This window comes from Saccharothrix luteola (genome assembly GCF_020859565.1).
Classification (GTDB): domain Bacteria; phylum Actinomycetota; class Actinomycetes; order Mycobacteriales; family Pseudonocardiaceae; genus Actinosynnema; species Actinosynnema luteola.
This window is the reverse complement of record NZ_JAJHUO010000015.1, coordinates 214739-229793: the sequence shown is the minus strand read 5'-3', so window position 1 is coordinate 229793 and position 15055 is coordinate 214739. Positions and strand designations below refer to the sequence as shown.

8 protein-coding genes and 1 pseudogene are annotated in these 15055 nt (G+C 70.7%); 4 read left to right on the top strand and 5 right to left on the bottom strand.

Annotated features, from left to right (window positions below):
* Positions 1 to 777 precede the first annotated feature (777 nt).
* Both LNK82_RS22060 and LNK82_RS22055 read left to right on the top strand, forming a co-directional pair.
* On the top strand, positions 778 to 3207 hold the full coding sequence (locus LNK82_RS22060; protein WP_230568931.1) for a type 1 periplasmic-binding domain-containing protein: 2430 nt from the start codon (positions 778 to 780) through the stop codon (positions 3205 to 3207).
* Between the two features lie 573 nt (positions 3208 to 3780).
* Positions 3781 to 3998, top strand: a pseudogene (locus tag LNK82_RS22055) (transposase family protein); the annotation flags it as partial.
* A 519-nt stretch (positions 3999 to 4517) separates the two neighbouring features.
* On the opposite strand, the gene LNK82_RS22050 reads toward LNK82_RS22055, so the two are convergent.
* The 3 genes from LNK82_RS22050 to LNK82_RS22040 all read right to left on the bottom strand — a co-directional run bounded on the left by LNK82_RS22050 (position 4518) and on the right by LNK82_RS22040 (position 6569).
* Positions 4518 to 4853: a hypothetical protein gene (locus LNK82_RS22050; protein ID WP_230568930.1), complete on the bottom strand. Its 336-nt coding sequence runs from the start codon at positions 4851 to 4853 to the stop codon at positions 4518 to 4520.
* Positions 4854 to 5080: 227 nt separating this feature from the next.
* Entirely contained in the window at positions 5081 to 5410 is a 330-nt protein-coding gene (locus tag LNK82_RS22045; protein ID WP_230568929.1) for a hypothetical protein, read from the bottom strand.
* Positions 5411 to 5969: 559 nt separating this feature from the next.
* The gene (locus tag LNK82_RS22040) at positions 5970 to 6569 is read right to left on the bottom strand and encodes a TetR/AcrR family transcriptional regulator (RefSeq protein ID WP_230568928.1); all 600 of its coding nucleotides are present in this window, start codon (positions 6567 to 6569) and stop codon (positions 5970 to 5972) included.
* A 110-nt stretch (positions 6570 to 6679) separates the two neighbouring features.
* Here LNK82_RS22040 and LNK82_RS22035 point away from each other — a divergent pair, with 110 nt between their 5' ends.
* Positions 6680 to 7504 (top strand): SDR family NAD(P)-dependent oxidoreductase, encoded by an 825-nt coding sequence (locus LNK82_RS22035; protein WP_230568927.1) that lies wholly within the window; start codon positions 6680 to 6682, stop codon positions 7502 to 7504.
* 155 nt (positions 7505 to 7659) lie between these two features.
* Here LNK82_RS22035 and LNK82_RS47830 read toward each other — a convergent pair whose 3' ends face one another.
* Positions 7660 to 8706: a lytic polysaccharide monooxygenase auxiliary activity family 9 protein gene (locus LNK82_RS47830; RefSeq protein ID WP_308257248.1), complete on the bottom strand. Its 1047-nt coding sequence runs from the start codon at positions 8704 to 8706 to the stop codon at positions 7660 to 7662.
* 367 nt (positions 8707 to 9073) lie between these two features.
* Here LNK82_RS47830 and LNK82_RS22020 point away from each other — a divergent pair, with 367 nt between their 5' ends.
* Positions 9074 to 11758 carry an nSTAND1 domain-containing NTPase gene (locus LNK82_RS22020; protein WP_230568926.1) on the top strand — a complete coding sequence of 895 codons (2685 nt, stop codon included), beginning with the start codon at positions 9074 to 9076 and terminating at the stop codon, positions 11756 to 11758.
* A 49-nt stretch (positions 11759 to 11807) separates the two neighbouring features.
* Here the strand turns inward: LNK82_RS22020 and LNK82_RS22015 are convergent, their stop codons facing one another.
* Complete coding sequence (locus LNK82_RS22015; RefSeq protein WP_230568925.1) at positions 11808 to 14966, bottom strand: S8 family serine peptidase; 3159 nt, start codon at positions 14964 to 14966, stop codon at positions 11808 to 11810.
* Positions 14967 to 15055 lie beyond the last annotated feature (89 nt).

Sequence of the window (15055 nt, the reverse complement as noted above, 5' to 3'; positions counted from 1 at the left end):
GCTCATGGTGCGCGATCCCGCAGTTCAGCGCTCAGTCGCAGAGTTCTGGAACCCCGCAGCCGCGATTGCCGCTATGTGCGGCGCACGTTCAGACGTGGAAGCTCATTCCGGTTCGGGTGATCTGCCCGCCGTGTCGCTCGTCCTTGCGTTCAGCCGCTTGGCGCGATTGGCAGACCGCTCGGCGCTGGGCGGTGTCCGGCATGTATCTACCCGCGCGTCGCATCAGAGGTACTACCTCTGCGGCCTTCGACCGACTGGCCGTACGGGATGCCCTATGTGGCGCTGCTCTCTTGGTGTCGTGAGCCCGTGAGATCACGAATCGGGTAACTACCGAAAATTGCGGATCCAGTCGCACGGGCGAGCCGTAAGGTGTCGCTACCGCGATGATCGGAGGTCGTCGCTTCTTGGCCTGCCTTTCTCTTGGTAGGAGACGCGTGACGAGTTAGCTGCATAACGTATCGCCATGTCGTCGTGGCGATTGTCATGATGAAGTTCGGGTCGGCAGGCCGATGTCATGCCGCGAGTGCAACGGTTAGGGGATGCCCGTCCGGGCGGCGTACGCCGTCACGTTTGTAACTGATTAGACGTGACATGTTTTAGCGGCGTGCCGACGGAGAGTCGAACGGCTGCTACTCGTGGCCGATGAAGCCGGGTGGTATGCACGTGCCTACCTCGTGATTATCGGTTCGTAAACTGCGCATCGCATGCGGGTACGTCTCGGCGCTGACTGTGACTTGATCGATGTAGGGACTTTGTGGAAACATAGTGGAGGTCTAAATGCTCAAACCGGTCGATGGCATGGACAGGCTGGTTTCCCTGCTCGACGACGTCACGTGCCACAGCCCCAAGCTGCCTTCCCTGGTGGTCGTGGCGACCTCGTCCGATCCGGATTTGAACGCGCAGTTCCTCTCCGACCTCAAGGACCGGCTGTCCGGTTTGGGGGACAGCGCTCTGGTGCCGCACGCGTACGCGGACAAGGATCTCGTCGAGTCAGCCGCCACGACGGGGTTGCCGCCGTATGTGGCGCTGCTGGACTTGCTCGTGCAGAAGCTGCGAGATCGCATCCCCCGCACCGCCGGCAAGAACTGGAGACCCCGGCGGTTCCAACTGGCCCAGGACATCCTCGATGCCGACGGAGAGGTCGGCGCGGCAGGACGCGCTACGCAGAGAGCGAGGCTCCTCGCCCTGCTGTACCAGCGTTGGGAGAGCCGCAAGCCTGTGCTCGGTTGGGCTCGTGAGATGAGCCAAGCGGACTTACCGGTCCATCTGATCGGGACGTTGCTCACCGCGATTCTGAGCGGCCCGCTGAAGTGGCTGTACACCAGGATCCTCAACGGTCGCTCGACACGCTGGCTCCGCGACCTGGTGAAGAGCGCGACCGGCAACCCGGGTGATTTCGCCTCCCAAGCGTTGTCATTGCTGTCCATCGGTGAGCTGAAGACCGGGCGTCTCGACAACCTGCGCCGCCAGGTCCTCGTCAAAGCCTTGCTGGAGGATCTGTCCGACCTGATGCGGCCCGGCCGGATATCGCCGCGCCGTCGGCGACGCCGGTGGACACCGATGCTGCTGTTGGACGGTGCCCAGCCGCACGTCGCGGCCCTGCTCGACGAGTTCGCCGAGCAGATGAAGGATCTCAATCCCGCGCCGTTGCTGATCGTCGGCGCCCTGAACCCGGATCACGCGGCTCGCGTGGCCACGACCACCCACAGCGTGCCGGACGCGGCGGCCACGTTGAATCGGTTCGTCAACGGCGAACGGACGGCACTGCCCAAGCCGCCGTACCTGGCGGCCCGCCTGCCGGTTGCCGGTGAGAAGGCCGCGGAGGAGAACCCCGCTGTCGGGATATGGATCGGGTCCCACCGCCACGTCACACCGCGGGTACCGGGTCTGTCGGCGGTCGCGCCGTTGGCCGTCGTGATCGCACTGCTGGCGGGTGCGGCCGGTTTCGGGGCCTATCAGTACCTGCTGGGTGGCTGCTCGGAGACGAAGATCAATGGCACCGGTGAGCGGGTCGGTGTCATCGACAGCGGGTGCAGCTTCGTCAGCGGCAAGATCATCGACAACGATCTCGTGCCCGACCTCGCGGCCCTCGAACGGCAGACGGCCGAGAACAACGATGCCGTGGACAGGCTCAAAGACCGACAGGGCAATCCGCGCTACTACCGGACCGTGGTCTTCTTCGGCCCGCTGACCCGAGCCGACCAGGCCGAGAGCACGGCGCCGCCGAACGCCATCTGGCAGCTGAAAGGTGTGGTGGGCAAGCAGAAGGAGCACAACCAGCTGGCCGACAGCGACGATGGCAAGGTGCCGGTGAAGCTGGTCTTGGCCAACAGCGGCGACCGGTTCGCCGACGGGCAGTGGGTCGCCGAGCGGATCGCGGCGCGCAAGCGGGCAGGGCGCGGCGAACTGGCGGCCGTCATCGGCATCTCGCAGAGCAGGCCACAGGCGCTCGACGCCATCGGCGGCCTCACCGGCATCCCGGTGATCGGCGCGGCGATGTACGGCAGCGGCATGACCGCCAACCCCAACATGTTCCTCTCCTCCCCGTTCAACGCGGCGTTCGCGGAGGAGATCGCGAAATGGGTGCGAGCACAACCCGGCAACTTGGGCGCCGCGGTCGTCTACGACCCCGACGACACCTACTTCAGCAACGAACTCCGGGCCGACCTGAACGAGCGCAACATCGGCTCGGAGGAGAAGGACGTCGTGGCGAAAGAGGTGCCCGCCAACAACGGCACAGCCGAGCCCACCCTGAAGAGAGAGGACGTGGAGAGGCTGTGCACCGAAGCCGACACCGTCGTGCCGGTCGTCGCCAGCCGCGGCGACCAGCTGCTCAAGCTGCTCTCCATCGGTGCGGACGTGAAGGCGTGCAAGGACCGCGTGGACCGTCCGATCCGGATGATCTCCGGGCCGGGCGGGGTGGTGGTGGCGGCATCGGGCGTCCTGTCCAACTACCCGTGGGTGAAGGTGTGGGTGACCGGGCTGGCCGGTACGGCCGAGCGGAGCGAAGGGGTCGCGGGTGCCAACGCCTTCGGGATGGCTGCCCAGGGCGCCGCCGATGCCCATCAGGCCACCACGCAGTTCCCTGGTTGGGACGTCTCCCAGGTCCTGGCCTGTCTGCGGGACCCGGAGTTCAACTACGATGGTCTCAGGCCCAACGTCCCCGGTGTCGGTGAGGGCCGCGTGCACATCATCGAGCCGTTGTGAACTGACGTAAGAGCGTCTCATCGTCTTGAAACGTCCAGCCTCGACAGGCTGTCAGGCGGTTCGCGCTTCCCCCTGTGGGCGACCACTCTGCAATCGTCGCCTGTTCGGGTAAACGAAACACGACGTGGGTAGAGTCCCGCAGCCACTCGAGTGCGCCGTGTGGCTGCGGGGTCACCACAACCCGTACGTGTTCGTGTCGATCGGTGAACCAATTTCGACAGTAGGCCACGTGCTCTGACTTACGCTTATGCTGCTGTGGGTTCGTACTCATTGATCAGACCGCCAAGGACTGGTCGTCGGCGTATTGAGGTTCAATTGGGCTCTGCGGTCGGATGGTCCTGCCGTGGTGGTGTGAGTTGGAGGGCTTGGTGTGGTCGGCGGTGGCTCGTGGACACCTTGATGGGGTCTTCACAACCCGGATGCCTGTACCGGAGAAGACCGCGTCGAACGAGGCGGTGAACTGGCCGGCCCGGTCGGGGATGAGGAACCGGAAGCGTCGGCCCGGTCGCCCAAATCCATGAGCAGGTTGCGGGCTTGTTGTTCAGCCTGGCCACCGTCTGCCGCTACATCCACGTCGTCCTCGACGGCACCCTGCTGCGCATCGACCGCATCGCAACCGACCGGCGTACTACTCCGGAAAGCGCAAGCGCCACGGCATGAATGTCCAGGTCGTCGCCGACCCAGTCAGGCGCTTGCTCTGGACGTCGCCCGCATTGCCCGGCTTGGCCCAGTACCTGACCGCAGCCCGCGCCTACGGCATCATCGACGCCCTCACCGCAGCGGACATCCGGTGGGAAAGTCCTCGGCTCGGGGTGGCCGCCGAACACGAGGCTGGGGACGATTCGGTTACCCATGGTGACCGCCCTCAGGGGTTAGTGTCCCACGGGGGAGATGCTGACGGCACCGGTCGCGGCGCGTTTGCGGGGGTGTGCCGTGCCGTCGGATGCGGTGGGATGGATCCCACATCTGCGTGTTGGAGAAGGCGCTCAAGGGCGCCCGGATGCACCCTTGACGATCAACCCGGCTGCCGCGGCGATACCGGCCAGTTCGGGTGGATCGGTTCCCGCACCAGCGTCATGACACGACCGCCCTAGGCAGACACATCGAGGTGGGGCGTGAGAACCGGATGTCCTACGCAGGGCGGGACTTCAGCGAAGCGCGGGGCGAAGGTGCCATCGGCACCAGTGGCAATGCGCCGCAGCGCGACCTCGTCGATTACCTGCCAGACCTTCGCCGGCGGCTCGCGCCCCAGCACGGCGAGTCGGCGTGCCGTGGGCAGGTCGACCAGCCGTGCGGTCGACGGCTGGCCCTCAGCACTTCGATGGAGCTTCGTGGTGCCAGTCGAAGCTGACATATTTCGCTGAGGAGAACCCGTGGACGTTAGTGGTCCGGTCGGTCAGCTTCAGCCAGTCTTTGATCCCGTCGACGTCATCCCCGACGGTGAAGCAGTGCAAGGTGACTTTGTGATCCCGATAGCCTCGTCCGTGGATGCGTGCGGAGAGACGGGGTTCCGAGCGGATGGCGACGTCATCGTCCGTGAACCAGCCCTCCAGGTCGTCGCTCGTTACGGCCGTGGCGGGGGATGGCCAGAGGAGGGACGCCAGGTAGAGGACTACCAGGCCTGCGGATGTCGATCGCCGCGGCATGTGAGTTCCTTTCTCCGGTTGGTGCGCACCCTTGGGTCAAGAGCAGCAGTACGGCATGAGGCTGCGCAAGATGCGTGCCGTGGCGTCACCCGGTGTGGGTCGGAAACAAGCCGATCGAACGACCGCCCTCTCCGGCGGACAGGGCGCGGTGCAACTCGCGTGTGTCCGGTCGCACCGCGCCCTTCGTCAGGTGATCAGGCACGGCCATGTTGGTTCAACAGGCCGGTTCAGCCTTCTTGCTCGCCGGTCGGTTCGCTGCTGTTCGTCTCCAGATAGCCCCAGAAACTGTCCGAGTTGAAGACGCAGCGCAGTGGCTTTTCGTAGCGGATGGTGTTCAAGATGTCGTTGAACCGGGAGACCGGGAAATACAAGAGGACGACGCCGTTGGCGGCCTTGACGTTCTGGGGAGGGGTGATCCCTTCTTTCATGAAAATAAGGTTGACTACTTCTGCGAGGCCGGCCAGGCATTCGATCACGGCCACGTAGTTCTGCGAGGCGAGCGGTCCTGCGTCATGCCGGATCCGGTAGGAATCGAAATTGATTGTTAACGTCGGCACTGATCCACGTCCTTTCGTGTGTCGCCGATGAGGCACCTCCAGTGGTTTTCGGTCTTGGTCCGACCCGGTCGGTCATCCCCATCCGGTTCGCCGGTGGTGACGATGACGGAGGTGCGTGGTGGTGCGCCGAGCCGGGGCCTGGAGCACGATGCCGAGCCGGGCCTGACCTTCGTCCTCGTCGAACTCGGCCAGTTCGCCCGGCGCCTTCAGTTCGGTGACGGGGCACCGCGGCAGCGCGACCGCTTCGGCGTCGGTCGGCGGCGCAGACGTCGCGCGGTGCGTGCGTTCAAGACCTTGGCGGCTCGGTCATGGCACTCCAGGGTGTGGTGAGGGTGAAGCCGCCGCGGCAAGTCGGGTTCGCGGCCACTTCGATCCGCCGGCAGGGCACCCTGAATGTATGAGCGATGCGCCCGCCCTTCACCGCCCTATCGCGGGTTGCGGCCTGGAGGTCGTGGGTGCTCGCGTGCATGAGCGGCCCAATTACCGGTCAAGCCACATGTGACGATTCGTCACGACCACTTGATGGAATACCGGCGAACGCAGGTGGCGGTATCGGGCTTCACGGGCGGAAGGCGCGGAGGGTGGCGGTGACCAGGGCGTCGGCGAACGCGTCGTCCAGTGGGCCGGAGCGCAGCAGCCAGCGTTGGGCCAGTGGCGCGTACAGCAGGTCGATGACGAGGTCGAGGTCGGCGTCGGGGGACAGTTGGCCGGCCTCCTGGGCGCTGCGCAGCCGTCGGCGCTTCGCCTCGCGCATCGGCCGTTCCATCTTCTCCCGGTAAGCGGCGGCGAGGTCGGGGTCGTTGATGATCTCCGTGTTCAGTGCCCGGATCGGGGCCTCGAAGCCGGGATCGGCGAACTCGGCCGCCGTTGCGCGCAGCACCGTCTTCAGGTCCCGCTCGACGTCCCCGGTGTCCGGCAGTTCGATGCCGCCGCCGTCCGGTCGTTCGCTCAACGCCAGCAGGGAGTCGAAGACGACCGCGCCCTTCGACGGCCACCAGCGGTAGATCGTCTGCTTGCCGACGCCCGCGCGGGCGGCGATGGCCTCGATCGTCAACTTGGCGTACCCGAGGTCGCCGATGAGCTCGCGCGTCGCGGTGAGGATTGCCAGTCGGGACCGCTCGCTGCGACGGGTGCTGTTCGGCGTGGTGCTGGTGGCCATGGCGGCACTGTACTCGGAACGAGACGGTCCGTCTTGACTTGTGCCCCGGTGTCTGTCAGGGTTCCGTGCATCGAGACGGGACGTATCGTCTCACAAGTTGGGGAGACGCCATGACGCGCGAACACACTCGTACCTGGTTCATCACGGGCGCCTCGCGTGGTCTGGGGCGTGCGTTCACGGAGGCCGCGCTCGCGGCGGGGGATCAGGTCGTCGGCGTCGCCCGCGACGTCACGCCGTTGGACGACCTCGTCGCCGGTAGCGGGGGCAGGCTGGTCGCCTTCCCGCTGGACGTGTCCGATCGGCAGGCGGTCGTCGCCGGGGTGCAGCGGGCGTTCGCGGCGTTCGGCCGGCTGGACGTCGTGGTCAACAACGCCGGTGGCGCGCTGCTCGGCATGGTCGAGGAGGTCACCGAGGAGCAGGCCCGCGCCCACCTCGACACGAACTTCTTCGGCGCGCTCTGGGTGAACCAGGCGGTCGTCCCGCTCCTGCGGTCGCAGGGCTCGGGCCACGTCGTGCAGGTCTCGTCGATGGGCTCCGCCGGTGGCTTCGCGGCGACCGGCCTGTACAGCGCGGGCAAGGCCGCGCTCGACGCGATGAGCGAAGCGCTGGCGATGGAGGTCGAGCGCTTCGGGATCAAGGTGACCATCCTGCAGCCCGGCGGCTACCGGACGGACCTGTTCACCCTCGGGCTCACGATGACCGAGGAGGACTCCGCCTATGCGCCGCTGCGTGCCTGGCTGAACGAGCTGTGGGGCGAGTCGGAGGACTTCGACCCGGGCCTGGCCGCGTCGGTCCTCATGCAGGTCGTGGACCTGCCCGAGCCGCCGAAGCGGCTGGTCCTGGGAGGTGCGGCCTACGGCATGGTCGAGGAGATGGCGCGGGCGCGCACGGCCGAGCTCGCCAAGTGGGAGCACCTCAGCCGGCAGGCGGGCTGAAGCACGTCGGGGGGGCCCCCCCCCCCGGGGGGCCCCCCCCCCCGGGGGGGGGGCCCCCCCCCCGCGGGCCGCCCCCCCCCCCCCCCGCGGCGGGGGGGGGGTTTCCGCCGGGGGCGCGCCCCGCCGCGGGCGGGGCGGGGGGCGCCCCGACGGGATCAGGACGCGGTGCAGGTGAGGGTCGGCGTCCCGGCGGTGCCGGAGGCGACGAACCCGAAGGTGGCGCTCGCGCCCGCGCCCACCGAGCCGTTGTAAGCGGCGTTGCGGGCGGTGACCGAGGACCCGCTGGTGGTCACGGCCGCGCTCCACGAGGAGTTGATCCGCTCACCGTTGGTGAACGTCCAGCTGACCGTCCAGCCGGAGATCGCCGACGCGCCGGCGGTCACGCGCGCCTCGACCTGGAAGCCGCCGGACCACTGCGAGGTCACCCGGAAGGTGGCCGAGCAGCCCGCCGAGGGGTTCCCGGTCGTCGTCGTGGTGGTGGTGGTCGTCGTGGTCGTGGTGCTGGTCGGGGTGGTGGTGGTCGTGGTGCCACCGTCGGTGAAGTTCACGTCGCTGCACGCGTAGTAGCTCTGGTCCAGGTGGCTGGCCTGCCACACGGTGAAGAGGACGTGGTGGCCGCTGCGGCCGGGCGCGTTGATCTCGACGGGCGTGCGGTTGCCCGTGGGGATCCTGCCGGTCTGGCCGACCAGTTCCAGGTCGCTCCACTTCACGGCCTGGGTCTTGGGGTTGAAGCCCTGCTTGGTGGCGTAGACGCGGATGTAGTCGGCGCCGTGCGAGGACGTGTCGTTCAGGTTGAGGGTGAACCGGCTGGGCTTGCTCGGGGCGACCCACGCGCCGATCTTGTCCATCGCGGCGTAGCGGCCGTTGAAGGTCAGGCCGCCGCTGCACAGCTGCCCGTCGGGGATGGCGCCCTGGTGGTTGCCGGCGACGCCCTCGCGGAACAGGCCGTTCCAGTTGTACATCGCGGACGGGTCGGCCTGCCACGCCTGGTAGCACATGGGGTCTTCGGTGGCCATCTGCTGCGACGGGCCGTTGGGCCAGCGGTGGTAGCAGCCGTAGTGGCGCGAGGGCGGGTCGCTGACCGCGCCGTGCGCGGCGGCGTTGCCCGCGCCGAAGGTGACCAGCACGGTCGCCAGCAGGGTCAGGCAGGCCCCGAGGATCGCGGACGCCCGCCACACGGCGGCCTTGCCGCGGGTCGGCACGACCTCCGTCGTGGTTCCCGGCGCCCGGCGGCGTCGGTCGGGGACGTCTTGGGAGGAGCGAAGCATGTGTACCGCCAAATCTTCGTTGATCGACGACGCGGACGTGCGCGGGTGCCTCCGCTTGCACCTGGGAGCGCTCCCAGAGCGGTGTTAGTGTCAGGTCGTGCCACTGGGTCGGCATCCGCCATTCGGGTTACGAGTTCGCAAAGCGGCCAGGTGGACCAGGGGGTGGAAGGCGAATCGGCCGTCCCGGTTGAGGCCGCTCGGGGCCTTGCGCAACGTTGCGCAATGTGGGAAAGGACGCCCCTCGGTGGTGCCCGCCGGTGGTCTTCGCCGGGAGAATTCGAGGCGTCGAAGGGGGATCAGGGTGCCGCGCACGGAACGTCCGCTGGTCGAAGAGGACACGCCGGTGCTGAAGTTCGCCGGTGACCTGCGGCGGTTGCGTCGCGTCGCCGGGCTGCCGTCCTACCGCGAGCTGGGCCGCCTGGCGAACTACTCGCCCGCCGCGCTGTCCGAGGCGGTGTCGGGGCGGAGGTTGCCCAGCCTCGCGGTCACCAAGGCGTTCGTCCGCGCGTGCGGGGGAGACGTCGATCAGTGGACGGCCCGCTGGCGCGAGCTGGCCGCCGAGGGACCGGACGACGGCGACGCGCCCTACGTGGGGCTGGCCGCCTACCAGGTGGGCGACGCCGACCGGTTCTTCGGTCGCGAGGCCGAGGTGGGCCGACTGCTGGCGCTGGTGCGCGAACGGCCCTTCGTCGGGGTGTTCGGCGCGTCCGGCGCGGGCAAGTCGTCGTTGCTGCGCGCGGGACTGGCCGCCCGGTGGGGCGCGCACCTGGTCATCACGCCCGGTTCGGACCCGATCACCGAGCTGGCCGCGGCGCTCGCCGACGACCGGTCCGCGGTCGAGGTGCGCGCCGAACTCGCCGCCGACCCCGAGCACCTGCGCGTGCTGCTGCGCCGGGCCGCCGACGACCTGCTGCTCGTGGTCGACCAGTTCGAAGAGGTCTTCACCCTCTGCCAGGAGGTCGACCGCCGCTGGCTGGTGCACGCGCTCACCCACGCCGCCGGCGCCGCCCGGGTCGTCATCGGCGTGCGCGCCGACTTCTACGGCCACTGCGCCCGCCACCCCGAGCTGCTCGACGCGCTGCACCGCTCGCAGTCGCTCGTCGGCCCGATGAACGCCGAGCAGTTCCGCCGCGCGGTCGTCGAACCCGCCGCCCGCCGGGGTGCCTCGCTGGAGAACGCCTTGGTGGCACGGCTGATCGCGGACGTCGCCGCCCAGTCGGGCGCGCTGCCGCTGGCCTCGCACGTGCTGGTCGAGACGTGGCGACGGCGCCGCGGCGCGGTGCTCACGTTGGCGGGCTACGAGGACGCGGGCGGCGTCGAGCACGCCCTGGCCCGCACCGCCGAACAGGTCTACGACGCGTTACCCGGGCCGGACCGGGAGGCGGCACGGCAGGTGTTCCAACGCCTGGTCGCGCCCGGTGACGGCACCGAGGACACCCGCCGCCGCGTCGCCCGGGCCGAACTCGACGCGCGCGACGCGCTCCTCGACCGGCTCGCCGCGGCCAGGCTGATCACCCTCGACCGCGACACCGTCGAGCTGACCCACGAGGCGCTGCTGCGCGCGTGGCCGAGGCTGGTCGGCTGGCTGGACGAGGACCGCGAGGCGCTGCGCGCCCACCGCAGGCTCACCAGCGCCGCGGACGCGTGGCGCGCCCACGACCGCGACCCCGACGTGCTCTACCGCGGCGTCCACCTCGAACAGGCACGCCGCCTGGCGCCCCGCCTCAACGCGGCCGAGCGGGAGTTCGTCGACGCGGGCCTGGCCGCCGAACGCGACCGCGAGGCGGTGCGCCGGCGGGGCGTGCGCAGGCTGCGGCGACTCGTCGCCTGCCTCGCCGCGCTCGTCCTGCTGCTCACCGCCACCGCCGTCTACGCCGTCACCGCCCAGCGCGCCGCCACCCGCGAGCGCAACCAGACGCTGTCGATGCGCGCCGCCGACAGCGCCCTGGACCTGCTGACCCGCCCGCGCGAAGCGGCGGCGCTCGCCCTGGCCGCCTACCGCGTCGCACCCACCACCCAGTCCCGCGACGCGCTGCTGCTCGCCCGCGCGGCGGGTACCGCCACCACCCTGGGCAGTGGTTACCTGCGCGTGCCCGGCAGCATCGCGGTGACCCAGGAGTTCGGCCCCGAACCCGGGTTGCCGGGCAACATCCGGCTCTGGGCAGGACCCGAGCAGCAGCGGGGCGGTGGGATGCCGGTGCCGCCCGACGGCTTCCTCAACCTGATCAGCGCCGACGAGCGCACCGCGGTCATGGTGGTCGACCGCGACGAGTTCCAGCTGTGGGACCTGAGGGATCCCGGCGCACCGCGCATCGCCGGCACCATGACCGACTGGCCGTTCCCCCTCGGCATCGACGCGGCGGGCACCCTCATGACCGCCGTCGAGGACGGCGGCGCGGTCCACTGGCGCCCCGGCGACACCACCCGCACCCGTTTGCCCGTCGACGGTGTCGAGTACGCCATGCCGTTGGACGACGGCGACGGCGTGGTCCTGGCCCGCCGCGACGACGACCTGCGGCACGTGGAGGTGTGGTCGCTGGACGGCCGGGTCACCCCCGTGTTCAGCCGTGACGCGCGGCTGTCGCTCGTGACGGGTCCGGGCTCCCTGCTCGCCGTCTCCGACCGGGACGACGCGCACCTCACCGTGCTGGACGGGTCCAGGACGCTGCTGGAGGCGGACGGGATCCCGGAGGCGGCCGTGGTCGAGTTCTCCCGCAACGGCCACGCCGTCATGGCGGTGCACCGCGACTCGGTGTGGCTGTGGGACCTGACCGGTGGGGAACCGCTCTCGCTGCGCGCACCGGGCGTGGAGTTCAGCTTCGTGCGCTACGAGCACGGCGAATTGCTGATGGTGGACACCCGCGGCGCGCTGTGGCGGCTCGCGGTGGACGTCGACCAGGTGATCGGCGACGTGTGCCTCGAACTGGTGGACGTCGACTGGGCGGCGCACTTCCCCGGTGTGGCGGAACGACCGCTGTGCCCGTGACGGCGCCGGGCGGGAGGGCGGACACCCGCCCGGCGCCTGCCCCGGACCGTCAGCCGAGCCGGTAGGCCCGGATCACGGTCTGGCTCAGCTCGCCGCCCCGGCCGTCGGTGGCGTGCACGCGCAGCGAGGCGAACGTGCCCGGCTTCGCCCGGTTGCCCACCAGCGCCGCGCGGCCCAGCACCGGGAGGCTCACCCAGCTCGCGCCGTCGTCGTAGGACACCTCCACGTGGAAGTGGCGCAGCGGCGCGTTGTCCACGCCGCGCTGCTGGTCCACCACCAGCGGCACGGTCAGCGGCCGGTACGCGGGCGCGCTGCCCGTGTGGTCCAGCTCCGGGGTGAACCGCACCACCGACATCGGCAGCCGCCGTTCGCGGTTGGTGGTGTCGGAGCGGAACGTCCAGTCGACCTCGATGCGCGTGCTGAAGTCCGAGACCTCCGGCGCGCGCGTCACCTCGGTCAGCGCCCGGAACACCGCGGGCCCCGGCGGCACCGCGAACACCCCGTGGCCGCTGCTGTCGTTCTCGCCGACCAGTTGCCCGTCGCGGTACAGCGCGGTGCGCGCGGAGGCGGTCCTGGAGTAGCCCTCGTTGCCCTCGCGGTCGCCGAACAGCGACAGGGAGATCGCCACGTCGTTCCCGGTGCGCGCCAGGTTCGGGTAGTCGCCGGAGTACATCACCGGACCGATGACGGGCGCGCCGAACGACCGGTCGTAGGTCCGGCCCGCGCCGTACCGCTCCTGCTTCGCGGTCATCAGAGCTCCTTCGTCGACGTAGAGCGCCTGCCAGACGACATCCGGTGTCGTGTAGCGCGTGAAGACGGGCGAGGAAGCCACGTCCGTGAACAAGGCCGGCCCGGTCGCACCGGACGGCGCGACCACGTAGCCGCCCAACTCCCGGTACCCGCCCGTGCTCTTCGGTGCGAACGTGGTGCGCACCTTCGCCAGGTCCGACTCACGCGGCCGCCGCACGAACCCGTCGGGCACCCGGCCGTGCTCGACCCACTCCAGCCAGTAGGCCGCCGACGGGCTCGCGGACTGCGCGGAGACGAAGACGTCCAGCTCGCCGGCCGGCAGTGACGGCCCGGCGTGACCGATCCGCGTCCCGGCCCGGAAACCGCCGGGGTGGTACACCCCCACGCTCACGGCGTGCTCGCCGAGCCGGCGCTCGACCACCACGTGGTGCTCGCCCGCCGTCGCGGCCGGATCGGGCGCGACGACCTCCAGCGGTCCCGTCGCGCGGGCGTCGAGGACGACGTGCGCCGCTCCCTCGACCCGGAGGTCCGGCCGGGTGACGATCGTGTGCGGGCCCTCCTCCGGGCCCAGCAGCGTCTGTACCAGGTAGTCGCCCTTGGCCAGCCGCGCGGTGCCGTCGCGCACGTAGGTGTGCGCGCCGGTCGCCAGGTGCACCAAGAGCGTGAACGCCCTGCCCTCGGGTGCGCCGGGGTAGTCGAAGGTGACCGGGTGGCTCTCCGCCTCGCGGTTGAGGCCGACCGGCGTCCGCAGCACCTCCGTGCCGCCGGCGGTCGCCACCACCGTCCCCGAGTGCGCGCCGTCCGCGGCCGCCTGCCGCGCGTCACCCGTGACGGCGACCTCGGCGGTGCCGCCCGCCGGGACGGTGACGCTCGTCGGGGACACCGAGAACACGCCGGGCCCGTCCGCCCGCACTGCCAGGTCCAGCGTGACCGGCTGCGCGCCGTCGTTGCGGTAGGCCAGGGGTTTCGTGGTGGGCCGGTCGTCGTCGTGCGGCCACTCGTGCCTGCCGAGGACGACCGACGTGGGTTGGCTGGTGATCGTCGTGGACAGCGCCGCGGCGATGTCCAGGCGGCCCGAGCCCTGGTCGTGCACGCCCAGCGCCGGGTTCGGCCGCGCCGAGGCGGTCAGCGCCGCCTTGAGCCGCGCGCCGTCCCAGTCCGGGTGCCGCTGGGCCAGCAGCGCCGCCGCGCCGGCGACGTGCGGCGAGGCCATCGAGGTGCCGGACAGGGCCATGTGGTGCTCGCCGACGGGCGTGCCGAGGGCTCCGCCGGTGCTCGCCCTCGCCGCGACGACGTCCACGCCCGGCGCGGTGATGTCGGGCTTGACCGCGCCGTCGGCGGCCCTCGGTCCCCGGCTGGAGAACTCGGCGATCGAGTCGTCGCGCGCCACCGCGCCGACGGTCAGCGCGGCGTCGGCGGTGCCCGGTGAGAGCAGGGTGCCCGGCGCGTCACCGGAGTTGCCCGCCGAGACCACGAACAGCGTGCCGTGGCTCGCCGACAGGGCGTCCACGGCGGCCTCGACCGGGTCGACGTCGTCGCTGGGCGGCAGGCCGAGGCTGATGTTCACCACGTCCGCGCCCTGCTCCGCGGCCCAGCGCATCCCCTCGACGATCGCCGACTCCGGGCAGAACCCCTCGCGGTCGCACACCTTCGCGTCGAGCAGCCGCGCGTCCGGCGCGACTCCCCGGTAGGGCGCGCGGTGACCGGCGATCGTGGCGGCGACGTGCGTGCCGTGGCCGAAGTGGTCGACGCCGTCCTGCTCGTGGCTGAAGTCGCGCCCGGCGACCTCCCGCCCGACCAGGTCGGGGTGATCGCCCTCCACGCCCGTGTCGACGACCGCGACGGTCACGCCCGCGCCGGTCAGCCCGGCCGCCCACGCCGCCGGCGCGCCGACCTGCGTGGTGCTGCGGTCCAGCAGCGGGCGGGCCATCCCGTCCAGCCACACCTTGCCGGGGCCCTCGGGCAGGTCGAGCCACCCGGTCGACTTCGGGACCTCGGCCGCCACCGCGTCGACGGCGGGCAGCGCGCCGGCCACCCGTGCGCCCGACGGCGGGCGGCCCCCGGAGACGATCACCGGCACGGTGTCGCGCCGCGCGTCGTCGTACCCGGCCTCGACCAGCCCGGTGACGTCGAACAGCCGTTGGTCCACCCGGCCCTCGGCCAGCGGTCCGGCCACGTCGGCCGGGACCACGCGCAGGCGGCCCGCGTGCCGGGTGACCTGGAACGAGACGTCCTGCCGGTGCGCGCCGGGCGTGACGGAGACGACCCGGTCGCCGTCGAGGACGACCCGGTCGCCGGTGACGAGGGTGACGGTCTTGCGGTCGTTCGGCGACGTCGCGCCCCGCGCGCTGCCGGGCGCGGTCGTGTCCGGTGGTGTGCTGTCGGGTGCGGCGTGGGCGGGCGCCGCCGTTCCCGCCAGTGCGGCGGCCAGCGCCAACGCCACTGCTCTTCGCGCCACGGGACCTCCCTGTCCGTAGGGGGGGAGCCCGTGCCGCGGACGTGGACGCGGCACGGGCTCCGTCATCGGTCCCGAGTGAAGCGGTGCGG